Here is a 25089-nt window from a genome sequence, read left to right as displayed (position 1 = left end):
CAATCTGAGGGTCTATTTTATCAGCGATTCCTTAGGAGATATCGAAGAACTCCTCGATCTGTTCCTCACTCACTGCACGCATATCTGCGCCCTGCTCCCATGCCTTCGCCCATTCCACCGTTTTCTCGACGGCTTCAGCGATGTGCCAACGCGGGTTCCACCCGAGTTCGCTCTTTATTTTCGAGCAGTCGAGTTTCAGAAAATGCGCCTCGTGCGGGCCACCGTCTGCGTGCGTCTGCCAACGCACGCCATCCCCCCACGCGCGGCAGAAGATGTCCGCAAGCGTCCCTGTCGTCACGCAGTCCGCATCGTCGGGGCCGACGTTCCACGCACCGACAAGGGATGCGTCCACCGTCTGCCGCGCCGCAATCGTGAGATAGACGGAGAGCGGTTCGAGGACGTGCTGATAGGGACGCGTCGAGTGCGGATTGCGGATGTCGATGGTCTGCCCGCGCACGGCGGCGCGAATGCAATCGGGGATGATACGGTCGGGCGCGAAGTCACCGCCGCCGATCACGTTGCCCGCACGCGCCGTTGAGACGCGCACATCCTGCGCAGCGAGAAAACTCTGCCGATAGCTGTAGACGGCGAGCTCCGCACAGCTCTTGCTCGCCGAATACGGATCGTACCCCATCAGCGGCTCGTTCTCGCGGTAGCCCCATGCCCACTCTTTATTTTCATAGACCTTATCCGTCGTCACAACGAGCGCGGAGCGCACTGTATCCGACGTGCGAACGCATTCGAGCAGGTTGACCGTGCCCATCACATTCGCCGCAAAGGTGTCCACGGGCTGACGGTAGCTCTCGCGCACAATGGGCTGCGCTGCGAGATGAAAGACGACCTCGGGGCACGCTTCGTGAAATGCACGGGAGAGCGCAGCAAGGTCACGCACATCGCCGCGCACATCCCGTATTTCTTTCAATATACCGAGGCGGCGCAGTGCCTCCTGTCCGCCCTCAGTCGGTGCGTCGAGGGAGAAGCCTGTCACCTCCGCCCCTACCCGTTGGAGCAGGAGCGCGAGCCACATCCCCTTGAACCCCGTATGTCCTGTGAGGAATACGCGCTTCCCCCTGTAAAAGCTCAGATCGTCCATCGCACTCTCCATTTCTCCCCTATCCACACGCCCTGCGTTCCTACGTCCGCTTCTTCGCAATGACTTCGCGCATCTTTTGGAGGTTGCGGCGATACTCCCTCGGGCTCTGCATGGCGATAACAGTGTAGAGTGCATCGGTGATCGCCATATGAATGAGGCGTGAGGAGACGGCCTCGGAGCTGTAATGCACTTCGCGACCCATGCCGTGCAGAATGATATCGCCGAGTTTGGCAAGCGGCGAATGTGCGTGACTTGTGATGACGATGACGGCAGCCCCCGCCACGCGCGCCGTGCGGACGGTATCGAGCAGCTCGAGGGTCGCGCCCGTATGCGAGACGGCGATGACAACGTCCTTCCCTGTGAGGAGCGATGCCGATGTGGCCTGCTGGTGTGCGTCGCTGTATGCCTGCACGACCATGCCGAAGCGCAGGAAGCGCGTCTCGATATCGCGGCAGACGGTCGCGGAGTTGCCGAATCCGTAGACGGCGATGCGCCGCGCGCTGCGGATGAGCAGAGCCGCGCGCTCGATTGCCGCATAGTCGAGCAGCTTCAACGTATCCTGCAAGCCGTCCATGATGTTGCGAAAGACCTTCTGCACGATGATCTCGTTCGTGTCCGCCGCGTCGATGTCCTGATAGACCGTCTCTGTCTGCGTATAAAGCTCCGCCGCGAGTGCGATCTTAAAGCTCTGCAGGCCGCTGAACCCGAGCTTTTTGCAAAAGCGCGAGATCGTGATCTCAGAACTACCGACCGCCGCCGCAAGCTCCGAGATGGTCTGATCCATCACCTCGCCCACATGTGCGGACACATAGTCCGCAATGCGCTTCTCCGTGCGCGTCATATGCGCGTAACTGCCGCGCATCACGGGCAGCGGTAAGTTCTCCGCCGTCATCCTGCCACTCTCCTTCGATGTTACTTTTATGTCATTATAGCAAAGTTTGAGACAAAAAGACACCTCCTGCAAAAATCCATTGCAGGAGGTGTTGTGCATTTTACGATACAGTGAGATCGGCGAGGATGGCACGAATCTCCCGATCCTCCGCCTCCGTCAGCACCGTTCCCGGCGCACGCGTGTATGTGGAGATGGGCAGACCTGCCGCACGCACCGCCGCCTTCATACCCGTGATGAAGAGCGGCGTCACGGCGTAGATCCGCATGAGCCCAGCAATCTGCTCGGCACATTTCACCGCCGCAGCGATGTCGCCGTTCTCGTACGCACTGTGCATCTTGACGAAGAGCTCGGGCACGACATTCGTGAGCCCACAGAGAACGCCGTCACCGCCCGAGATGCGGTTCACGATGTAGTATTCGTCAAAGCCCGAGAGAACGGAGAAGTCCGGGCGCACGGGCTTGACCGCCTGACAGATGCGCCGTGTGTGGCTGATGTTGTCCACCGTGTCCTTGATCCCCGTGATCGTGGGGCAGCGCTGTGCAATCTCACGTACGATCTCGGGGCTGAGATCACTGCCCGTACGGTCAGGGAAGTTGTAGAGCATGATGGGGAGCTGCACGGCGTTTGCAATGCGCTCGAAATAGTCCACTGCCGCCGCAACGGGCAATCCGAAATAGTACGGTGAGACAATGTTGAGCGCATCCGCGCCCGCCTCTGCGGCATAGTTACCGAGGCGAACGACCTCCTCCTCCGCCGTGTTGCCCACGCCGATCACAACCTGTGTGCGCCCCGCAACCGTCTTGACGGCGCAGTCGATCAGCGCCCGCCGCTCTGCGTCGCTGAATGCGTAGAACTCGCCGAGGCTCCCGAGAAAGAGCAGCCCGTTCAGCCCTGCTTCCACGAGATGATTGATATGCCACTCCATGTTTGCATAGTCGATTGTTCCGTCATCCTTCAAAATCGTGATGACCGGTGAGTTGACGCCCTTGAACATAATATCCTCCGCCTTCCGTATCAGCTGCCTGACTTCTCACACAGCGCTTCTTTGCCCGCCTCGAGCACGGCGAGAATTCGCTCCACATCGTAGACATTGCCGCGCCACGTACCGCCGCTGACCTCCTGCAGCGCCGCCCAGAGGCGCGTATCATCGGGGAGATCAGCATCGGGGCCGACGCCGTCCTGCATGCTGCGCGCTGCGAGCACACGCGCGCCCTCCTCATAGCTCAGAGGCTCCTCCTCGGTGCCGATGAAGTTCAGACTGCCCTCGAGTTTCTCCGTATCGACAATGATCTCGACGACATCGCCGTCGCGCAGCTTTCCGATGGGTCCCCCTGCCAGCGCCTCAGGCCCCACATGTCCGAAGCAGGCACCCGTCGAGACACCCGAGAACCGTGCGTCCGTGATGAGGGAGACATGCTTGCCGAACGGCAGATGCTTGAGTGCCGAGGTGAGCTGGTAAGTCTCCTCCATGCCCGTCCCCTTCGGACCGCCGCCCATGACAATCATGATGTCGCCCGCCACAATGCGTCCATGCTCCTTGAGTGCCGCAATCGCCGCCTTTTCCGAGGTAAAGGTCTTGACCTTGCCCGTGTGGCGGAACACCTTGTCCGCGTCGATCACGGAGGGGTCAATCGCCGTGGATTTCACGACAGAGCCCTCGGGCGCGATATTGCCCGTGGGGAAGGTCACGGTCGAGCCGATGCCGCGCCGACGCGCCTCATCCGGCGTAAAGATGACCTCATCGGGCGAGAGCCCGTCGACCTCCTCGAGCCGCTTGCGCAATATCGTGCGACGCTCGGAGTGCTCCCACCAGTCAAGGTTCTCGCCGAGCGTCGCCCCCGTGACGGTGAGCGCATCCTCGTGCAGGAGTCCGAGGCGGCGCAGATACAGCATGACCTCGGGCACGCCGCCCGCCATGAACGCGAACACCGTCGGATAGTTGACAGGACCGATCGGCAGGACGCTCACGAGGCGCGGCACCTCCTTGTTGATGCGCGACCAGTCGCGCACGTCGGGCATATGACAGCCCGCTGCGTGTGCAATCGCAGGGAGGTGAAGGAGGAGATTCGTGGAGCCGCCGAACGCCGCGTGAATGACCATCGCATTCTCGATCGCCTTGTCGGTCAGGATGTCGCGTGCCGTAATCCCCCGTGCAGCAAGCGCCATAACTGCACGCGCCGAAGCGCGCCCGAGCTCTCGCCAGATCTCCTCGCCCGAGGGCGCAAGCGCCGCATGCGTCAGTGTGAGACCCAGCCCCTCGGCAACCACCTGCGAGGTACCCGCCGTCCCGAGGAACTGGCAACCGCCGCCCGGCGATGCACAGGAGCTGCATCCTGTGCGTGCGGCATAGTCGAGCGTGATTTCATCATTTGCATAGCGCACGCCGAGGGTCTGCACCGTGCCCAGATCCTCGCTGTTCGTCGGCGAGAGGGTCGCGCCGCCCGGGATGAGGATGACGGGGCGATCATGCATCCCCGCGAGCGCCATCATCATAGCGGGCAGGCCCTTGTCACATGCAGCGACACCGATGATCGCCCGACGTGTTGGCAGGGAGCGCATGAGGCGGCGCATGACGATCGCCGCGTCGTTGCGGTAGGGCAGCGAGTCGAACATTCCCGTTGTGCCCTGACTGCGCCCGTCGCACGGGTCGGTGACAAAGGCTGCATGCGGGACAAGCCCTGCTCCCTTGATTTCATCTGCGGCGGCGCGCATGAGGTCGCCGAGCTCGAAGTGACCGTTGTGCAGCCCAACCGCCGCCGTCGTCCCGTCATCGCGGCGAATGCCGCCCTGCGTGCTGATGATAAGCACATCGCCGCCCGCGAGATCATCGGGATTCCACCCCATGCCCACATTGATCGTCATACCGAAGATATTGCCGCTCGGCGCCGTCCGCAGCATCTCATCCGTCAGCGGCAGTCGCCCCTTTGGCCCCGCTTTCCGCGTGTGGACATCGTACAGCCCCCGTGGGGCGCTTCCATAAAGCTCCTCCATAGACATCGCAGCTCCACCTCTCAATACATATACACAGACAGAAACGGGGCCGCCGCACGAACGTGAACGTGCAGCAGCCCCAGCATAAAACTTAGCCTTTTGAAATCACAAGATCCGGATGACGTGCAATATCTGCGGCAAGCTCTTCCATATGGGGGACGACCGCAACGCGCATGCCCGCCCGATGCTCTACGAGGTCGAAGCCGTGCACGATGTCCTCCAACGCAACGGCGTGGGTGAGGATGCGGTCGGCATTGATCTTCCCGCTGCGGATCAGCTCCACGGCGAGCGCATTATGGCGCGGCGCGGAGGAGAATGTGCCGTACAGCGTGATCTGCCGATAGTGGACGAAGTTCACATCGAACGAGAGCTCCGGCGTATCCTTCGGCAGCCCTGCAAAGAGGCAAACCTTGCCCATCTTGCCCGTCATGGCGATGCCCGCGCGCTGTGCGGCGGCGCTGCCCGCCGTGACAATGACGACATTTGCGCCCAGACCGTCTGTCGCGTCCAGCACCGCCTGCACGCCGCCGTCCTCGCCCGTCTCGATGTAGGCGTCATAGTTCAGATCCTGCGCCGCATCCAGACGGTTGCGGCTGCGGTTCAGGAGGAAGATCTTCCCCGCCCCGCGCGCGCGTGCCAGCTCGGCGTGCATGATGCCGATCGGCCCTGCGCCGATAACAGCGACGGTATCGCCGAGCTGGATGTCCATCGCCTCCTGCCCGTTGATGACACAGGCGAGCGGCTCCGAGAGTGAGGCGGCAAGGTAGTCGACCTCATCGGGGATGAAGTTCACATTGCCTGCGCGGACGGCACTCGCCGGGATTCGCACGTACTCGGCGAAGCCGCCGTCATAGCCGTGCGCAATGGTCTCACGCGTGTAGCAGAGGTGCTGACGCCCAGAGAGGCAGTAGGAGCACGCGCCGCAGCCGATACCCGGCGCTACGATAACGCGGTCACCCACATGATAGCGCTCGACGCCCGCGCCGACTTCCTCGATCACACCTGCAATCTCGTGCCCGAGGATGATGGGCGGATGAATCGCCTTATGCCCGTGGCGGAACGTCCGGAGGTCGCCGCCGCAGATGGCGCACGCCTTGACCTTGACGAGGAGTTCTCCCGCGCCGATTGTCGGCTTTGCGACATCCTCCACGCGCACATCCGCCGTGCCGTGATACACTGCTGCTTTCATATGCTCCTCCTCCCCTTATTTGAGTCCGGAAAAATCAGTCGAAACGGCGTCCGCATTGACCACCCAGCGCGGCGCACCGCCGCCGATTGTGCTCTTGACCTCCTCGAGCAGGAGATAGGGCGTGCGGTTGAATGCGTCGCGCGTCGAACCCGCGAGATGCGGCGTGATTGTGACATTCTCGAGCGTCATGAACGGGTGATCCGCCGGCGGCGGCTCCGTCCAGAACACGTCAATCGCAGCGCCGCCAATGCGCTTGTCATGCAGGGCGGAGATGAGCGCCTGCTCGTCGATGAGCCCCGCACGCGCCGTGTTGATGACGTATGCTGTCGGCTTCATGCGTGCGAACTCCTTTTCGCCGAGAAGCCCCTTCGTCGCCTCGGAGAGGCGCGCGTGCATGCTGATGAAGTCCGCCTCCGCACACAGCTCCTCGAGCGATACAAGGCGTGCGCCCGCCGCCTCCACGTCCTCCGCCTTGGCATACGGATCGTAGACGAGGATCTCCACGTCGAAGCCTTTGAGTTTCTTTGCCACGAGATGCCCGATGTAGCCGAAGCCGACAAGGCCGATCTTCTTTTCGAGCATATCGCCGACAAAGGCAGCGTTGGAATACTGTTTCTTCCAATGTCCCTGCTTCAGCTCTGCGTGAGCTCGGCCGATGTTGCGCATCTCTGCGAGCATGAGGCCGATCGTGTAGTCCGAAACCGCGTGTGCATTGCGCCCCATCGTGTGGAACACGGCAATGCCCTGCTTCGATGCCGCAGCCACATCCACGTTCTCAACGCCCGCACGGCACGCGCCGATGATGCGGCACTTCTTCGCCGCAGCAACGATCTCGGCGTTGATCGGCGTGTGGTGCGTGATGATGATGTCGACATCGCTGACGTGGTCGAAGATCTCCTGCGGCGGTCTGCCCGCCGACGGCCCCTTCTTCTCTACCTCGCTGCGCAGAAACCAGAACTCCTCATCGCTCGCGGGCTTCCAGTCGACACGCGCAACGTCCACATCGCCCAGAATCTTTTTGACAGCGGCTTCCAAACGCTCCGACGAGAGCAGCGGATCGCCAATAACCAGAACTTTCATCGCTGTTCTCCTCACTCAAAGCGAATGATATCGCCGACCATGAAGCGCGGCACACCGTCGCCCTTCACCATGATCTGCCCCGGCTGCTCCGCCGCATCCTTGCCCGTAAACACAATCGTGCAGTGCCCGTGCTCGCGTAGCGTCTTCATCGCCTCATCGCCAACCGCCGTCACTGTATAGCTGCGGTCTGCGAGATGGAGCGTGTCCCCGACGACAATGTCCGCCTTGAGCGCCGCCTTTGTATGCGCGACAACCATGTTCTCGTACTCGTACGGTACATCCTTGTCAAAGATGATGACCGACTCGCGCGTCCGCATGAAAGGCAGTACGAAATCCCCAATGCCCGTAACTGTTACCTCATATTTCATCGCATATCTCCTCCGCTTCTATTTTCCTTCGTTGGTTCCCTGTGCGCGCGTGACCGCGGCGTTGAACTCCCGCAGAGCGGGATAGAGCGCGCGGTTCAGCGTCTCATAGAGATCCATATACTGTGCGTGGTGCGCTGCATCGGGCGTATATTGCCGCTCTGCAAACTGCACACGCGCCGCAGCATCCTCGGGGCTTGTATAGACGCCCGCACCAAGTCCCGCGAGCATCGCCGCCCCAAGCGCCGCTGCCTCGGGAACATCCTTGCTGCGTACGGGGATGCCTGTGACATCTGCCTTCATCTGCATCCAAAACGCACTCTTTGCTGCGCCGCCGATGGCGTAGATTGACTCGACGCTCTGCCCCGAGAGCTCCTGCATCGCCTGCACAATGCTGTGCATCTCGTAGCAGAGCCCCTCGAGAATCGCGCGGACAAAGGTGCCGCGCGTCGTTGCACGCGTGAGTCCCACAAATGCGCCGCGCGCCGCAGGATCGCTGCCCATCGTGTGCCGTCCCGAGAAATACGGCAGCATCATACAGCCGCGTGCGCCGATCGGCTCACGCGCCGCCTCATCGACCAGCAGATCAAAGGACTCACACGCAAACGTGTTCTTGAACCATTCAAAGATACCGCCCGACGCCACGATCATACCCATGATGTAGTAAGCGTCATTCACCACGTAGGCGACGGATGTGAAATTCTTCTCCATGCTGGCGCTGCTGATCTCGGGTGCGTCGAGAATCGCAAGCAACTGCTCACTCGTCCCCGTGGAGTCCAGCATCTGCCCCGGACGGATAATGCCCGTTGCAAAGGTGCCGCAGGCATAGTCCACGCCGCCCGCAAAGACGGGCGTTCCCTCCTTGAGCCCCGTTGCCGCCGCAGCAGCTGCGGTCAGAGCACCAATCTGCTCTCCGGGGCAGATCGGCTCTGCGAGCAGGGAGCGGTCGATGCCCGCCTCTGCGAGAATCTCCTCCGACCAGTCGCGGCGATTCAGATCGAACGCCATTGAGCGGCAGGCGTTCGTCCACGGCGCACGCGCCGTGCCCGTCAGTTTCAGACTGATGAAGCCCGCGATCGGAATCCAGAGGCGCGCCCGCGCCCATGCCTCGGGCACATAGCGCTTGATCCACTGCATCTTGGTGATGCTCGCGACGGGGTTCGGGTTGATGCCCGTGATCCGATAGATCCGCTCACGCCCGAACGGCTCCCACGCCGAGGCAATCGCCTCTGTACGCGTGTCGAACCACCGAATTGCAGGATACACCGATTGTGCCGCGCCGTCAAGCAGTACATCCTCGCCCGAGCTTGCGACGGCAATGCCGTCACAGCTCTCACCGGGCAGCTGCGCCGCGACCTCTGCAATACACGCGGCAACACCCTCCCAGATCAGCTCGGGCGAAGTCTCCGCCCAGCCATTTTCATGATATTTCGTATTTGCCGGCCGCCGCGCGGAGGCGAGAAATCTCCCCGCCGCATCACACGCGATTGCCTTATAGTTCGTAGAGCCTGCATCAATGCCCAAAAGATAGCCCATGACAGCCACGCTCCTTTGGTGCACTCATCAGCCGATGAACATATTGAGGATCAGAACGCCCGCAAGGCCAAGCACGGAGATGATCGTCTCCATCGTGCACCACGTGCGCACAGTCTCCTTGACCGTGAGACCGAAGAACTCCTTGAAGAGCCAGAAGCCGGGGTCGTTCGGCGGCGAGATGATGAGACTGCCCGCGCCCGTTGCGAGCACCATGAGCTCGGGGCTGACGCCCGTGAGCGCAACCACGGGAGCCGCAATGCCGCCTGCTGTGAGCGCTGCAACCGTCGCGCTGCCGCAGGCGATGCGGATGACCGCCGCAATCGACCATGCGAGGACGAGCGGCGAGAGGTCAGAGCCCATGAGGAGGTCGCCGATGTAGCGGCCAACACCGCTGTCGATGAGGATCTGCTTGAGCGCGCCGCCGCCGCCCACGATGAGGAGGATCATGGCAATCGCGAGAATCGCGGACTCGGAGATCTTCATGATCTCCTGGATGCTCTTGCCGCGTGAAATACCGAACGTGTAGAACGCGATAAAGATGGAGATCGTGAGCGCCATATCAGGCGAGCCGAGGAAGACCATGATCGCGAGTGCATGCGAGTCTGCGGGCAGCGTCATCTTTGCAATCGCAGAGCCCGCCATCAGGACGACGGGAACGAGTGCGGTGAAGACGCTGATGCCGAAGCTCGGCATTTCCTCATCCGTGAACACCTTCGGATTGTAGAGTCCCTCGGGAATCGCGGGGTTGAGATCCTTGACGAAGTTGTAGAAGATCGGGCCTGCGATGACCGCGATCGGCGCCGCGAGCAGCGCACCGTAGACGAGGGTCAGACCGATGTCCGCATTGTAGATGACCGAGATCGCCGTGGGGCCCGGATGCGGCGGCAGGAAGCCGTGCGTAACCGAGAGCGCCGCAGCCATTGGGATACCCACCTCGAGGAGGCGGATCTGCGCCGATGCCGCAATCGTGAAGACGAGCGGGATGAGCAGGACGAAGCCGATTTCATAGAAGAGCGCGATGCCGACGATGAAGCCCGTAAGGCAGACCGCCCACTTGACCTTTTCCTTGCCGAACATGTTGATGAGCGTCATGGCAATGCGCTGTGCACCGCCGCTCTCCGCCATCAGCTTGCCGAGGATCGCACCGAACGAGACGACAATGGCAAGTCCGCCGAGCGTCCCCCCGAGTCCCTTCTGGATGACGGGAATGATCTGCGTGACGGGCAGACCCTCGGCGTAGCCGACGAGACCCGCGACGATGAGCAGCGAGATGAAACTGTTCAGCTTCACGCGAACGATGAGGAAGAACAGCAGCAGGATGCCCACAGCTAGAATAATCAGCGGCATAGGATTCCTCTCCTTTCATGATGGGGGATCGCCCCCGGCAGCGCGCTGCCCTCAACTACTGGCAGCAAGATCTATAACAATTCCTGATGTAATTATAGTCGATGGCCTTTCATTTGTAAATAGCATTTCATTTATTTAATTATATTTTGTTTACTAAATATCATTTCAGGGTGCAAAAAAGCTGCTGCATGAATCCACGCAGCAGCCGATCCGTACTATTTACTTTTCGTAATGCTCCTGCCACACATGGTGGAACGAGCCCTCCTTGTCGACGCGCTCAAAGGTATGCGCGCCGAAGTAATCGCGCTGCGCCTGAATGAGGTTCGCGCCGAGCTGTGGGCTGCGGAAGGCATCGATGTATTGCATGGCAGCGGAGAATGCGGGAATGGGCACGCCGCGCTCCACGGCGAGGCAGACCGTGCGGCGCAGGCTCGGCGCATTGTCGTTGATGGAGGAGAGGAAGAAATCGTCAAACATGAGATTCTTCAGATTCGGCTCCTTCTCGTAGGCATCTGTGATGCGCTGGAGGAATTCCGCCTGAATGATGCAGCCCGCGCGGAAGATCGAGGCGATCTTGCCGAAGTCGAGCGACCAGCCGAACTCCTCCTTTGCCGCGCGATAGAGTGAGAAGCCCTGTGCGTAGGCGACAATTTTCGCCGTATAGAGGCTGCAGCGCACCGCCTCAATGAAGTCTGCATCCACGGTCACCGCAGCCCCCTCGGGTGCCGTCATGACCGCGCCCGCGTGTGCGCGCTCCTCCGTGAGGTTCGAGAGTACGCGCGCATTGCATGCGGCAGAAATCATGGAGAGATCGACACCGCGCGCGAGTGCCTCGAGGCTCGTCCAGCGTCCTGTGCCCTTCTGTCCCGCACGATCGACAATGATGTCGACGAGCGCCGCCCCCGTCTCCTCGTCCACCTCCGCAAAGATGTCCGCCGTAATGCCGATGAGATAGCTCCGAAGCTCGCCGCTGTTCCACGCGTGGAAGATCTCACCGATGCGTGCATTGGAGAGGCCGCCGACATGCTTCAGGATGAGATAGGTCTCCGCGATGAGCTGCATATCCGCATACTCGATGCCGTTGTGCACCATCTTGACATAATGCCCCGCACCGTCCTCGCCGATGTAGGTGCAGCACGGCTCCTCGCCCGCACGCGCGGCAATGCCCTCGAGGATCGGACGTACCGCGTCGTACGCCGCGCGGTCGCCGCCCGGCATGATGGCGGGACCGAGCCGCGCGCCCTTCTCGCCACCCGAGACACCCACACCGAAGTAGCAGATGCCCTTCTCTTTCAGCGCGCCGTGACGGCGGCGCGTATCCTCATAGAATGAGTTCCCACCGTCAAGGATGATATCCCCCGCCTCGAGCAGCGGTGCAATCTCCCCGATCGCCCAGTCCACAGGCTCCCCCGCAGCGATCATGAGGAAGACGCGACGCGGCTTCTTGAGCGCACCGATGAACTCCTTCAGATCGTAGAACGGATGAAAATTCGCGGGCGGATTTCGCTTGGCGGCGTCTTCCGTCATATCCGCCGTACGGTTCCATCCCGCCACCTGAAAGCCGTGATCCGCCATGTTGAACGCGAGATTGCTCCCCATGACGCCCATGCCGACGACGCCGATATCCATCGTGCCATTACTCATCTCGATCTTCCTCCCTCAATGTCCCGCCTGATATGCCGCGATCTCCGCGAATTCCTTCTGCAGATTGTGATAGAGTCGCCCGCTGATGTCCACGAGCTGCGCATAGGTCTTTGTATTGTCCGCATCCGGCGTGTAGATCTTCTTCGCGTGCACGAGATCCGCCGTGTCCGCAATTCCTGACATTTCACCTGCTGAGATAAAGCCCAGCACCGCCGCGCCGTACGCCGCACCCTCGCTGTTGTCGGGTAGGACGAGCGGCTCGCCGAGCACGTCCGCGAGAATCTGCATCCAGAGAGGCGACTTCGTAAAGCTGCCGCTCGCACGAATGTCCCGCACCTCGCCGAACTCACGCAGCGCATCGAAGACAGCGTACATGCCGTAGCAGATGCCCTCCATGACGGCACGGATCATATGGGAGCGGCTGTGGTTCAGCGATAGTCCGAAGAAGAGGCCGCGCAGGTCGGAGTTCCAATACGGGGCGCGCTCGCCCGTGAAGAACGGCAGGAGGATCAGACCATCCGAGCCCGCTGCGACCTTCGACGCCTTCATCGTCATGAGGTCGTAGGCATCCACATCGAGACCTTCCATCTGTGCCTCGCTGAAATGGCAGATGTTGTCGCGCATCCAGCGCAGAATCATGCCGCCGTTGTTGATTGCGCCGCCCGCAACCCAGAGACCGTCCACGAGGTTGTAGCACCACGTGCGCACTTTTTCATCCGTGCGCGGTTCACCGACGAGCATGCGCACGGCGCCACTCGTGCCGATGGTCGCACTCAGCTGTCCCGCCGAGACCGCGCCGATGCCGACGTTGACGAGTACGCCGTCCGTCGCACCGATCACCACGGGCAGCCCGGCCGTGAGGTGCATACGCTCCGCCGCATCCACTGCGAGCGGGCGTGCCTCCGTCGTCGAGATCACGGGCGGCAACATCTCCTCCGTGATGCCGATGAAGTTCAGAATCTCTGCATCCCATGCGAGTGCCTTCGCATTGTAGAGCGCCGTCGTACTCGCCGTCGAACGGTCGATGAGGAATTCGCCCGTAAAGGCGTGGAAGAGATGATCCTTGATCGAACCGATGTACTTTGTACGCGCAAAGAGTTCGGGACGATTCCGTTTCAGCCAGATGATTTTCGCCAGCGGATAGCACGCGTGCATGGGGCATCCCGTCCGCTCGTAGAATGATCGGCAGAGTTCAGGCTCATTTTCCTTCAGCTCTCGCACAATGCCCGCGCTGCGGCTATCCGCCCACGTCTGCATATCCGTGAGCGGCTGCTTCTCCGCATCGAGCGGGATGAGGCTGTGCATAACCGTACTGAGGGCAATGCCCGACGGCATCCGCCCCTGATAGCGCAGCGCATCCGCCGCCTCGCGCACGACCTGCTCCGTCGCCGCAAGAATTTCAGATGGACGCTCCTCCGCCCAGTCCGGGTGCGGCGTGCGCAGCGGGTAGAACGCCTCCGCCGACGCAAGGCTCACACCCGACGCCTCGTATGCAATTGCGCGCACGCCCGTCGTCCCCACATCCACACCAATCCAAATGCCTTTCACATGGTTTGCCATCATGCCGCCGCCTTTCCGTGAAAACGAGATGAATTTCCTATATTGTACCATGCTTTCTTTTGTTAAGCAACTAGTTTATCATATATTATTTCTTAAAATGATATTTTTATATCACTCTATTTGAAAAAAAGAGCAGCGCCATCGCAGCGCTGCTCATCGGTCAATGTATCGCTTTTTTCTTAAACCGCCCGCCCACGATGTCATGTACAGCATTGATTGTGACGAAGGCCCGCTCGTCCTTGTCGAGGACGATTTCCTTCAGCTTGTCGAGTTCGAGGCGCGTGACGACGCAGTAGAGTATCTCCTTCGGCTCGCCCGTGTAGCCACCCGCGCCGTGCAGCAGGGTCACACCGCGCCCGAGGCGCTCATTGAGCGCAATGGTCATCTCCTCGTGCTCGCTCGTGACGATCATAACGGCATAGGACTCATCGAGACCCTTGAGCACCACGTCGATCATCTTCGCGATGACGAAGTAGGCAAAGAGCGAGTACATCGCCTTGTCCCAGCCGTAGAGCAGTCCCGCCGAAGAGAGGATGAAGAGGTTGATGAACATGACGACCTCACCGACGGAGAACTGCGTTCGTGCGTCCATGATGATGGCGACAATCTCCGTGCCGTCGAAGCAGCCGCCCGTGCGCATGACGATGCCGACCCCGAGCCCCGTCACCACGCCGCCGAAGATCGCGGCAAGAAAGGGGTCGGTCGTGACCTGCGGCACGTGGTGAAGGACACCCGACCAGATTGAGAGCATGATGATGGCAAACACGGTCGAGAGCGCAAAGCTCTTGCCGATCTGCTTATAGCCCATGTAGACGAACGGGATATTAAAGAGGACAAGGAACACACCGAGCCCCATGCCCGTAATCGTCTGCGCCATGATCGAGAGACCGACCACGCCGCCGTCAATGACGTTGTTCGGAATCAGAAAGAGTTCGAGTCCTGCGGCGGTGATGAGTGCATCGAGAATCAGCCACAGCCCTTTTTTGATATAAAAAGCCGCGCCCTTGGGGGCTGACTTCTTCGGCTTTGCCGTCGCTGCCGGCGGCACGCCTCCTGTCTGACCATCCGTTTTCATCATACCCATTTCTGCAGTCATAATACTCCCCTGTTCCAATGTAATGTCTGCTCCTATTATAGAGGAAAGAAAATGCGCTGACAAGACTTCTGATGAGAGTGGTTTTCTTGACTTTCCCTGCTGTGCCGTTTATGATGTTTTTAAGGGGTTACATTGTAGGAAACTTTAAGGGAGGGATATTTGCATGATCTACACCGTTACCTTCAACCCGTCGATCGACTACATCGTGCGGTTGGAGAACTTCACTGCGGGCGAGATCAACCGCGTGAACTACGAGCAGATCCTGCCGGGGGGCAAGGGCATCAACGTCTCCATTGTGCTGAAAAATCTCGGGCACGCCTCGACGGCACTCGGTTTCCTTGCGGGATTTACGGGCGTCGCGATGCAGCAGATGCTGCACGTATTTGGCGTGACGGACGATTTTGTGCGTCTCGATGAGGGCTTCTCACGCATCAACGTCAAGATCAAGGCGGAGAGCGAGACTGAGATCAACGGACAGGGCCCCGTTATCACCGAGGCGGCACAGCGCGCACTGTTTGAAAAGCTCGATCGGCTGCAGAGCGGAGACACGCTCGTCCTCGCTGGCTCGATTCCGAACACGCTGCCCGACGACATCTACGAACGCATCATGGAGCATCTCGACGGACGCGGCATCCGCATCGTCGTGGACGCGACAAAGAATCTCCTGCGGCGCGTGCTGAAGTACCGCCCGTTCCTCATCAAGCCGAACAATCACGAGCTCGGCGAGATGTTCGGTGTCGAACTCAAAACGGATGACGACATCATCCTCCACGCAAAGAAGCTGCAGGAGGAGGGCGCGACAAACGTGCTCATCTCGATGGCAGGCGAGGGCGCAATCCTACTCACGGCGGAGGGTGTATTCTACCGCTCCGCCGCACCGAAGGGCACCCTCGTCAACTCCGTGGGCGCGGGCGACTCGATGGTTGCAGGCTTCCTCGCGGGCTTCATGGAATCGGACGGCAGCTATGAGCACGCCTTCTATATGGGTGTCGCGACCGGTTCCGCCTCCGCGTTCTCCGAGAACCTCGCCACGCGGGAGGAGGCGCTTGCGCTGCTGAAAACCATCGTCTAATTTGAAAAAGGAGGGTTTTTCCCTTGCATATCAACGATCTTCTGAAACCTGAGAGCATCGCCCTCGGTGTTTCCGCCCCCGCCTCGAAGGAGGCTACCATCCGCCTGCTCGCAGACTACATGGAGAAGGGCGGCAATCTCAGCGACAAAGAGCAGTACGTCAAGGACGTGCTCATCCGGGAGGAAAGCGGCACCACGGGGCTCGGCGACGGCATCGCAACGCCGCACGCCAAGAGCGACGGGGTTAAAGCCGCAGGGATTGCCGCAATGACCATCCCCGACGGCATGGACTTTGCCGCCATGGACGGCAACCCGAGCCGCCTTTTCTTCATGATCGCCGCACCGAACGGAGCGAACGACGAACACCTCGCCATCCTCTCGAAGCTCGCAACCATGATTATGGACCCCGACTTCAAGGAAGCACTCATTGCCGCCAAGAGCGTTGAGGAGTTCCGTCAGCTCATCGACGACAAGGAAAACGACCGCTTTACCGCACCTGCTACAGGCACGGCTTCCGAGGAAGCAAAGCCCACCGCCGACCATATCCAGATCCTCGCCGTCACCGCCTGTCCCACGGGCATTGCACATACTTTTATGGCGGCGGAGAGCATCGAGCAGCACGCGAAGAAGCGCGGTCTCACGGTCAAGGTCGAGACGAACGGCTCCGCGGGCATCAAGAACGCACTCACCCCCGAGGAGATCGCCGCCGCCGACGGCATCATTGTCGCAGCGGACAAGAACGTCGCCATGTCCCGCTTTGACGGCCACCGTGTCGTCATCACGAAGGTCGCGGACGGCATCAACAAGGCAGATGAACTGATCGACCGTGCACTCTCCGGCAGTGCCCCCGTCTACCGTGCGAGCGGCGCGGACGAAGCAGAAAGCGCAGACGGCGGCACGGACGAGAGCCTTGCCCGCCAGATCTACAAACACCTCATGAACGGTGTCTCGCACATGCTCCCGTTCGTTGTGGGCGGCGGTATCCTCATCGCCCTTGCATTCCTCTTCGACGACTACTCCATCGATCCGTCAAAGTTCGGCTCGAACACCCCGCTTGCCAAGTTCTTCATGCAGGTCGGCGGTGCCTCGTTCGGCTTCATGCTCCCCGTCCTCGCGGGCTTCATCGGCATGTCGATTGCCGACCGCCCGGGACTTGCCGTCGGCTTCGTCGGTGGTTCTCTTGCCGGTGCGACAGGCACGGGCTTCCTCGGCGCACTGCTCGCGGGCTTTGTCTCGGGCTACACCGTCAACTTCCTCAAGAAGGTATTTGCAAGACTGCCTGCCGCCCTCGATGGCATCAAGCCCATCCTGCTCTATCCATTCTTCGGCATCCTCATCATGGGGCTGATCTCGCTCTACATCATCGCGCCGCCCGTCTCCGCCATCAACAACTGGATGATCGAGACCCTCGGCGGTATGGATCCCTCGGCGCGCATCCTCATGGGGCTGATCGTCGGCGGCATGATGGCAGTCGATATGGGTGGTCCCATCAACAAGGCGGCATACGTCACGGGCACAGGTCTCCTCGCTTCGGGCGAGTATCACGTCATGGCGGCGGTCATGGCGGGCGGCATGGTGCCCCCGCTGGCGATTGCCCTTGCGACCACACTCTTTAAGAACCGTTTCACCGAGAGCCAGCGAAAGGCAGGCATCACGAACTACGTCATGGGTCTCTCCTTCATCACCGAGGGCGCGATCCCGTTCGCGGCGGCCGACCCCGTCCGCGTCATCCCCTCGATGGTCGTCGGCTCCGCACTCGCGGGTGCACTCACGATGGTCTTTGACTGCACGTTGCGCGCACCGCACGGCGGCATCTTCGTCGTCCCGACCATCGGCAACCCACTCATGTACCTCGTGAGCATCTTCGTCGGTGCCGTCGTCGGCGCCGTCATCCTCTCGCTGCTCAAAAAGCCGATCAAGGAATAACCCTCATAATGCAGCATCCCTCGGGCAAATGTCCGAGGGATTTTTCGTTTGCGCGCACAAAAACAGCCCATCCATATGGATGAGCTGCCGTTGATCTGATGAAACGCGCTCTATGCGAGGACGCGCGAAAGTCGTACGAGCTCCGGGTCGAGCGTCTTCGTATTGTTGACCGCCTCAAAGAGGTTGACCCCGACCACCTGTCCCTCGTTGAAGCTGTATACTACGTCGCTCACACCCGAGATGATCGCAAGTGCCGCCTTCTCTCCGAGCATGGACGCCTTGATGCGATCCTCGACCGTCGGCGAGCCGCCGCGCTGGATGTGCCCGAGTACCGAGACGCGCGTATCGATCTCCGTCTTCTCTCCGATGATCTTGCCGATCTCCACGCCCGAGCCCGCGCCCTCGGCGACCACGATGATGCTGTAGCGCTTTCCGCGCTCGTACATCTCCTTCAGCTCGAGGCTGATTTCCTCGAGATCAAACGCCACCTCCGGCACGAGGATGTACTCTGCGCCGCCTGCGATGCCAGACATCATCGCGAGCCAGCCCGAATGGCGCCCCATGACCTCAACGATGATGATGCGACGGTGTGCCGACGCTGTATCACGCAGCTTGTTGATTGCATCCACGATTGTATTGCACGCCGTATCGCAGCCAATCGTATAGTCCATGCCCCAGACATCGTTGTCGATCGTGCCCGGCAAGCCCACGATTGGCATGCCCGTCTCCTTGCTCAGAAGCGAGCCGCCCGTGAGCGAGCCGTCGCCGCCGATGATAACGAGTCCCTCGATGCCGCGCTTGCGCAGATTCTCGAACGCCGTCTTTCGCCCCTCAGGCGTCATGAACGACTTGCTGCGTGCCGTTCCGAGGAAGGTGCCGCCGCGCTGGATCAGATCGCTGACACTGCGCGTCGTGAGCTGCACAATATCGTCATGCACCATGCCGCTGTAGCCGTTGTGCACACCGTAGACCTCGACGCCCTCGTAGATCGCCGTGCGCACGACCGCGCGCGCCGCCGCATTCATCCCCGGGCTGTCTCCGCCCGAAGTCACAACCGCGATTGCTTTTTTCAGCATAAAAATATCCCCCATTCCCTATGCCACGCTTACGCGAATGGATTGCTAATCTCTATTGTACGAAAGCGCAGGGGAAAAGTAAAGCATTTCACAGAAAAAACCGAAACGCAGCGCTGTCAGAACAGTTCGCCCTCGGCAATGCACCCGAGCAGCTCCTTCGACGGGATGAAGAAGAGCTGCCCCTTCTCCGCCGTCGAGTACTCGAGCAGGCGGTCATCCTGCGTGAACATATTCGTGACCATCTGGCGTGTCACGTCCCAGTGGCGCGCGTATCCGATGAAGTATGTGCCGCGCACGCCCTCGCCGGGATTCGCAAAGACGACGTTCATGCGCACGATCTTGTGCTCCTCACCGTCGCGGTTGTCCTGCGAGATGATGTTGTGCGCACGCGGATCCTTCTCCTCGTCGGAGAGCTCGAGGTCGCTGTACTTTCTGCGGCCGATGTACTTCTCCTGCACCTCGGTCGGCAGCGCACGCCACGCGTCGAGATCGTGGACGTACTTCTGCGCAAAGGCATAGGAGCCGTTGATAAAGTCGGGATCCTCCGCGCCGATGATCGCCCACTCCTGCGCCTCCGCGCCGACAGGGTTCTCCGTGCCGTCGATGAAGTCGATGATCGCACGCCCCTCGTGGTAGTGGAAGCCGTGCGTCTCATCCACCACGTCCACAATGGGACGCAGGAATCCCATGATCTGATCGACGACGAGATAGCTCGTCGCTGCCTGTGCCGCACGTACGTGCAGGAAGAGATCGGCAGGCGTTGCAGGTGCTGTGTGGTGCTCTCCATTCACGCCCGCAAAGTCCTCAAGCTCCTTCGGCTTCTTCGCGCCCGGAAAGAGATATTCCCACGCACGATTGCTGAATCCGAGCGTCATCTTGACCGTCTCTGGCGCCACGCGAATATTCATCGAGCGCTGGATCGCAGCGATGCGATCCGCCATGTCCGCGATAATCTCACGTTCCTTTTCAATGTCCTCGCGTTTCAGCGAAAGCATGAGGAAGATGACACTCTCCCCCGCATCCTTGAACACATCCTGTGCCAGATTTGCATTGACCTCCATTGTACTCCCCTTTCATTACATACACAGTATTCTACACCGAACGATGCATCAACGAAAGAAAACCGCCGAAAGATATCCGGCGGCTCCCATCCATGTACATCATACCTTGAAGCGCCCGACGAGCACATCCAGCTCCGAGGCGAGCCCCTTGAGATGCTCGGCAGTCGCGGCAAACGCCTCGAGGGAGGCGGTCTCCTGCTCGATGGCAGCTGCCGAGTCCGTTGCGTGCGCCGTGATCTCCCGAGATGCCTTCGCAACCTCCTCTAATGCCGACGCTGCAAGCTGTGCACAGGCGCGCACTGCTTCAATGGAGGTGAGGAGCTCCGTGCCGTTCACATTCCCCGTCTGCGCGAGTGCCTGCATCTCCTCCAAGTGCGCTGAAATACCGTGCACGCTCGTATCGAGCATCTGAATGTTCTCGTCTTGTTCGCTTGCGTGTGCGGCAACATTCGTGATGGCAATAGCGTTGCATTCGACCGCCTTGCTGTTCTCAACGCTTGCCCGCCACATCGTATCCGACAGCCCCGAGACCTCGGTCGCACAGGCCTGTGCACGCTGCATGATCTGGCGCAAATCACGGACAAAGGTATTGAACGACTGCACAATACGTCCGATCTCATCACTGCGTTTGGCCGTGAGCTGCTGCGTGAGATCCGCCTCCTTGCCTGCCACCTCGCGGAACGAGGCAGTCAGTGCCGCAATCGGCCGCAGCACCTCCATGATGATGCAGTAGGAGGAGATGGCAAAGATAAGGAACGCAAGGACAGTCACGCCCACCGCAATGTCTTTGGAAACAGCGACCTTTGCCTGACTTGCATGGTTATACGCCGTAACGAGTTTGTCCACCTCAGCCACATAGCCGACGACCTCGGCCGCGACGACGGCATTTGCCTCGGATTTTTCCTCTTCTCCCACAGCCCCCGCGACGGCAAACACATGCGTGCGGTACTCCTCCCAGAGAGGCTGCAGCGTGCGGAGCTGTTCCTTGACCGCCTCGTCTGACACCGGCCGGAGATTCAGCTCTGCATCCCCGCGGCGAAGCCCCGCAAGGATGCGGTCGCACGTCTCAATCTGCGCGAGCATCGTCCGCCGGAGTTCCGCCGCCGTGTCCGCATCAGCAGGAACAAGACGTGCCGAAAGCCAGGCAAGCTGATAGGCACGCATCCGCAGCGAGCCGGAGGCATTGACGGCGAGGGAGTCCCCATCCAGCTGTGCAAAGGTGGCGAAGTTCAGTCCGACCAACCCAATGATGAAGACAAAGAGGGCAACGAGTGTGATTCGTAGTTTGTTGTGGATTGTCATGTTTCCCTCTCGTTTCAATAGAAAATTCTCTCTATTATTATATCGCAGAAAGAACGCTGTGCAATACTCCTATCCGATAAATCCGCGTGAAATGCAATGTATTACACGCGGATAGAGCGAGACGCTGCACTCAGACCTTAAATTTGCCGACAAGGCCGTCCAGCTTCGTCGACAGACTGGACAGGTGCTCTGCGGTAGCGACGACCTGCTCCATAGTCGCGCTCTGCTCCTCGATGGCCGCAGCCGAGTCCTCGGAGAGCCCCGCAATCTGTTTCGCCGCTGCCGCAACATTCCCCGATGTGCCTGCGACGTTCTGCGCACCTGCCGACGCCGTCTGATTCAGCTGCACGATCTCGGCAGCCGCTCGGCGGCTCTCCTCGGAGCTCTCTGCGATGGCGTTCAGCGAGGAACGCACCGCAGCAACCGCCTCCGTGATCTTCTCGAGCTCGCTGACGAGTTCCTGATTTGCACTGCGCGTCTCGTGCACCTGCTGACGAATACCGGTCATCTTCTCCGTGACATCGTCCGCCGCGAGACTCGAACTCTCCGCAAGCTTGCGCACTTCCTCCGCGACGACAGCAAAGCCGCGTCCGCTCTCCCCCGCACGTGCTGCCTCGATGGCGGCGTTGAGTGCGAGCAGGTTGGTCTGTCCCGAGATGCCCTTGATGAGATCGATGATCTGATTGATGTCCTCCGCATACTGCGTGAGGGTCTGTACCTTCCGATCCATCGTCATGACGATGTCGCGCAGGACATCGGTCTGCGCGGCGACACGTGCCGCTCCGTCCCGTCCATCCGCCGCCTTGTCCTCGGAGTCCGACGAGAGTACGGCAGAGCGTTCGGCAGAGGCGAGCATCTGCGCCATATGTGCCGCAATCTGCGACACATTATCCGCGAGTTCCTGCATATCGCTGTTCTGCGCGTTCGCCTGCCCTGCAACATCGGTGACGGAACCGGCGACCATCTCGACCGCCTTGCTGCTCTCACCGCTTGCCTGCGAGAGTGCGCCGGAGAGCTGTGCGACCTCTGCCGCGCTCTCCTGTGCCCCGCGCATGATGGTACGCAGTTTCCCGATAAAGGTGTTGAAATGAAGGACAATGCGCCCGATTTCATCATCGCGTTCCGCATGGAGCTGCTGCGTCAGATCGCCCTCGCCCTCGGCAATGCCACGAAATGAGTCCGTCAGAGCCGCCAGCGGACGCAGAATCTGCGTAAGGATCAGCCAGAGTGCGCCGCCCACCACGAATATGGCGAGGAGAATCACACCGAGCTGGATGTTCTTGGAAGTTTCGATCTTTGTCTGGCTTGCGGCATCGTAGGCGACGACCAGCTTGTTGACCTCCGCCACAAAGGGCGCAACCTCTTTCGCCACCTTTGCCTCTGCCGCGCGGCGCATCTCCTCGTCCGAGCCCTCGGCAACGGCACGCACATCGCTGCGGTACGACTCCCACAGCGGCTGCACGACACCGAGCTGCCGCTGCACCGCCTCATCCGTGGGAGCAGTCAGTCCCATCGCCGCATCGCCCTGCTCCAGTCCTTTCAGAATACGATCGTAGTCCTCCAGATCCTTCTGCATCGCAGTGCGCAGTGTCTGTGCATCCCCCTCATCTGCCGACACGAGCCGTGCCGCCCCCCATGAGAGCTGATAGGCGCGCATCCGCAGCGACCCGGAGGCGTTGACCGCAGGCGAATCCCCCTTGAGTTCATTGAATGTAAAGAAGTTCAGCCCGACCAGTCCCACGATGAAGACAAACAGCAGAATCAGAATCGACTGTAGTTTAGTACGTATGCTCATACCCAGCTCCCCTTTGGTTTCCCCATCCACTCCGCACACTGCCGCAAGATCCAACACATGCGCGTATGGAACAATACTATAAAACACATTTTATCTCGTTGATTATAGCATAAAATAATTTTGTATAAAAATGAAAATCGTCTATGATGCCGAAAAAAAAGGGACTGTTGCACGAAGCTAGAAAACTTCGTGCAACAGCCACTTTTCACTTCAAAACTTCACAAGTTCGCGCAGCCGTACGAGATCAATGTAGGTCTCCGTCTCCGGATGCTGCTTCAAATACCCTTGATGCTCGTCCGCTGCCGTCTGAAATGAGGTGAGGCGTTCCATCGTCGCGTGCAGGACACGACGCGCCGCCGCGCTGCTGTTCGGGTCGTTGAGCGTCAGGTGCTCCCCCGTCGCGGGACAGCGACCCTTCCCCGCGAGGAAGGTGAGATAGAGTTGGATCTGCGGCTCATCCTCCGCACTCTCGTAGAAGACACCTGCGCGGTACATCGCGCCGCGCACATAACCCTGCCCATCGATGCTGTAGGGTGTAACGACGGCGAAGTGAAGGTCGAGAAGCTGCGAGATGTCGATCTTCTTCGGATCGTAGCAGATCTCAACGCCCATGCGGCCCCCCGCCGCGCCTGTCGCCACATCCTCATGTCGGGCATTGGGCGCGGCGTTGATGTAGCCCGTGCGGACGGAAACGATGCCGCGCCGTCCCGTAAAGACCTCCTCAAGCTCGTACATGTCCGCGCCCGAGAGGCAGATGCGTTTCGTCATGGGTACACCTCCTCAATTCGTAAAGAGGTCGACCTGCCGCCCTGCTGCACGGTGGACGTCGAATACACTGAGCAGTTCGGCGACCGCCTGCGTCGGCGAGATACCGCCCGAGAGGATCGCCTCCTTCACCTCGGGCATCCGTCCGCGCACGACGGCATCGTCGAAGAACAGGTTGTGCAGATGCTCGTCGATCATGCTGTTCATCCAGTCGAGCAGCTGACCGTCGCGTCGCTTCTTCCAAACACCGCTCTCCGTCGTCTTGTCGCGGAAGATGCGGATGACCTCCCAGAGCTCGGCAAGTCCTGTTTTCTCGATCGCGGAGGCAAGGTAGGCGTGCGTCTCCCAGCCCGGCGTCGCGGGGCGAATGAACTCAATCATGCGCTCGTACTGACCGCGCGCAACCTTTGCCTTCAGCAAATTGTCGCCGTCCGCCTTGTTGATGACGATCGCATCCGCAAGCTCCATAATGCCCTTCTTGATGCCCTGCAGCTCATCGCCCGCACCCGTCAGCACGACGAGCAGGAAGAAGTCGACCATCGAGCGCACGGTCGTCTCGGACTGTCCGACACCGACCGTCTCAATGATGATGACATCATAGCCCGCCGCCTCGCAGAGCAGCATGGTCTCGCGGCTCTTGCGCGCGACGCCGCCGAGCGTCCCTCCCGCAGGCGACGGGCGGATGAATGCCTCGGGACGGCGCGAGAGCGTGCCCATGCGCGTCTTATCACCGAGGATCGAGCCCTTCGTCACGGAACTCGTCGGGTCAACGGTGAGTACAGCGACACGGTGTCCCGCATCGCAGAGCATATTGCCGAACGCCTCGATCATCGTGGACTTGCCCGCGCCGGGGACACCCGTGATGCCGATGCGCAGGGCATTGCCCGTCTTTGGCAAAAGCCTCTGCAACACCCGCTGTGCAAGCTTAAAATGCTTGCTGCTGTTGCTCTCGATGAGTGTGATCGCGCGAGAGAGCGTCATGCGGTCGCCGCGCGCAACGCCCTCCACATAATCGTCCTCACTCAGAACGAGCTTGCGGCGCGGCATCCCAGTACCGTTCAACAACCTCGGATTGATATTGCCAACGGTCAGATCTTTGATGCCCTCGATGCCGCCCATCACACTTGTGGTGAATTTGCAGTCGGCATCCTCGGGTACCCAGTCGGGCCGTTCTGTGGTATATTTTTCGCTCATAAAGCCTCCTTTCCAACATGGGAAATAGTTGGCGTTAAGGTTGTATTTGTATGTAGGGCTTCGTGCAATATCCCAAAGCGAACCCTAGTGGAGCAAGCGGAGAAAA

The 25089-nt window shown here is 60.3% G+C and carries 20 protein-coding genes; 2 read left to right on the top strand and 18 right to left on the bottom strand.

All coding sequences use genetic code 11. The features are described from left to right. Positions 1-31 precede the first annotated feature (31 nt). The 12 genes from rfbG to HMPREF9163_RS06310 form a co-directional block, all read right to left on the bottom strand. Entirely contained in the window at positions 32-1093 is a 1062-nt protein-coding gene (gene rfbG / locus HMPREF9163_RS06365) for a CDP-glucose 4,6-dehydratase (protein ID WP_037346327.1), read from the bottom strand. A 40-nt stretch (positions 1094-1133) separates the two neighbouring features. Continuing rightward, positions 1134-1985: a MurR/RpiR family transcriptional regulator gene (locus HMPREF9163_RS06360; RefSeq protein WP_037346326.1), complete on the bottom strand. Its 852-nt coding sequence runs from the start codon at positions 1983-1985 to the stop codon at positions 1134-1136. Between the two features lie 100 nt (positions 1986-2085). Continuing rightward, the gene (locus HMPREF9163_RS06355) at positions 2086-2979 is read right to left on the bottom strand and encodes a dihydrodipicolinate synthase family protein (protein ID WP_009440905.1); all 894 of its coding nucleotides are present in this window, start codon (positions 2977-2979) and stop codon (positions 2086-2088) included. 20 nt (positions 2980-2999) lie between these two features. After that, entirely contained in the window at positions 3000-4982 is a 1983-nt protein-coding gene (locus tag HMPREF9163_RS06350; protein ID WP_009440904.1) for a YjhG/YagF family D-xylonate dehydratase, read from the bottom strand. Between the two features lie 85 nt (positions 4983-5067). After that, the gene (locus HMPREF9163_RS06345) at positions 5068-6165 is read right to left on the bottom strand and encodes a zinc-dependent dehydrogenase (RefSeq protein WP_009440903.1); all 1098 of its coding nucleotides are present in this window, start codon (positions 6163-6165) and stop codon (positions 5068-5070) included. Between the two features lie 15 nt (positions 6166-6180). Next, positions 6181-7245, bottom strand: coding sequence for a 2-hydroxyacid dehydrogenase (locus HMPREF9163_RS06340; RefSeq protein ID WP_009440902.1), 1065 nt, complete (start codon positions 7243-7245; stop codon positions 6181-6183). 11 nt (positions 7246-7256) lie between these two features. Continuing rightward, positions 7257-7613, bottom strand: a complete 357-nt coding sequence (locus HMPREF9163_RS06335) for a PTS glucitol/sorbitol transporter subunit IIA (protein ID WP_009440901.1) — start codon at positions 7611-7613, stop codon at positions 7257-7259. Positions 7614-7631: 18 nt separating this feature from the next. Continuing rightward, positions 7632-9146 (bottom strand): L-fuculokinase, encoded by a 1515-nt coding sequence (locus tag HMPREF9163_RS06330; RefSeq protein WP_009440900.1) that lies wholly within the window; start codon positions 9144-9146, stop codon positions 7632-7634. A 27-nt stretch (positions 9147-9173) separates the two neighbouring features. Continuing rightward, positions 9174-10493, bottom strand: coding sequence for a gluconate:H+ symporter (locus HMPREF9163_RS06325; RefSeq protein WP_009440899.1), 1320 nt, complete (start codon positions 10491-10493; stop codon positions 9174-9176). Between the two features lie 219 nt (positions 10494-10712). Next, positions 10713-12137: an NADP-dependent phosphogluconate dehydrogenase gene (gene gndA, locus HMPREF9163_RS06320; RefSeq protein WP_009440898.1), complete on the bottom strand. Its 1425-nt coding sequence runs from the start codon at positions 12135-12137 to the stop codon at positions 10713-10715. Between the two features lie 15 nt (positions 12138-12152). Next, on the bottom strand, positions 12153-13700 hold the full coding sequence (locus HMPREF9163_RS06315) for a gluconokinase (protein WP_037346324.1): 1548 nt from the start codon (positions 13698-13700) through the stop codon (positions 12153-12155). Between the two features lie 157 nt (positions 13701-13857). Beyond that, positions 13858-14793 (bottom strand): YitT family protein, encoded by a 936-nt coding sequence (locus HMPREF9163_RS06310; RefSeq protein ID WP_009440896.1) that lies wholly within the window; start codon positions 14791-14793, stop codon positions 13858-13860. Between the two features lie 163 nt (positions 14794-14956). Here HMPREF9163_RS06310 and pfkB point away from each other — a divergent pair, with 163 nt between their 5' ends. After that, positions 14957-15865: a 1-phosphofructokinase gene (gene pfkB, locus HMPREF9163_RS06305; protein WP_009440894.1), complete on the top strand. Its 909-nt coding sequence runs from the start codon at positions 14957-14959 to the stop codon at positions 15863-15865. A gap of 23 nt (positions 15866-15888) precedes the next feature. After that, positions 15889-17790 (top strand): fructose-specific PTS transporter subunit EIIC, encoded by a 1902-nt coding sequence (locus HMPREF9163_RS06300; RefSeq protein ID WP_009440893.1) that lies wholly within the window; start codon positions 15889-15891, stop codon positions 17788-17790. Between the two features lie 110 nt (positions 17791-17900). On the opposite strand, the gene pfkA is transcribed toward HMPREF9163_RS06300, so the two are convergent. From pfkA to meaB, 6 genes are all read right to left on the bottom strand, one after another. Continuing rightward, positions 17901-18866, bottom strand: coding sequence for a 6-phosphofructokinase (gene pfkA, locus HMPREF9163_RS06295; protein ID WP_037346322.1), 966 nt, complete (start codon positions 18864-18866; stop codon positions 17901-17903). A 116-nt stretch (positions 18867-18982) separates the two neighbouring features. Continuing rightward, positions 18983-19927, bottom strand: a complete 945-nt coding sequence (locus HMPREF9163_RS06290; RefSeq protein WP_009440891.1) for a Dyp-type peroxidase — start codon at positions 19925-19927, stop codon at positions 18983-18985. A 99-nt stretch (positions 19928-20026) separates the two neighbouring features. Then, positions 20027-21229: a methyl-accepting chemotaxis protein gene (locus HMPREF9163_RS06285; protein ID WP_009440890.1), complete on the bottom strand. Its 1203-nt coding sequence runs from the start codon at positions 21227-21229 to the stop codon at positions 20027-20029. 130 nt (positions 21230-21359) lie between these two features. Further along, entirely contained in the window at positions 21360-23024 is a 1665-nt protein-coding gene (locus tag HMPREF9163_RS06280) for a methyl-accepting chemotaxis protein (RefSeq protein ID WP_037346319.1), read from the bottom strand. Positions 23025-23234: 210 nt separating this feature from the next. Next, positions 23235-23792, bottom strand: a complete 558-nt coding sequence (locus HMPREF9163_RS06275; protein ID WP_009440888.1) for a peptide-methionine (S)-S-oxide reductase — start codon at positions 23790-23792, stop codon at positions 23235-23237. Between the two features lie 12 nt (positions 23793-23804). Further along, positions 23805-24983 (bottom strand): methylmalonyl Co-A mutase-associated GTPase MeaB, encoded by a 1179-nt coding sequence (gene meaB, locus HMPREF9163_RS06270; RefSeq protein ID WP_009440887.1) that lies wholly within the window; start codon positions 24981-24983, stop codon positions 23805-23807. Between the last annotated feature and the right edge of the window lie 106 nt (positions 24984-25089).

The sequence above is a fragment of the Selenomonas sp. oral taxon 138 str. F0429 genome (assembly GCF_000318175.2).
GTDB classification, from domain to species: domain Bacteria; phylum Bacillota; class Negativicutes; order Selenomonadales; family Selenomonadaceae; genus Centipeda; species Centipeda timonae.
The sequence above is the reverse complement of the archived record's forward strand: the minus strand, read 5'-3'. Positions and strand labels throughout refer to the sequence as shown.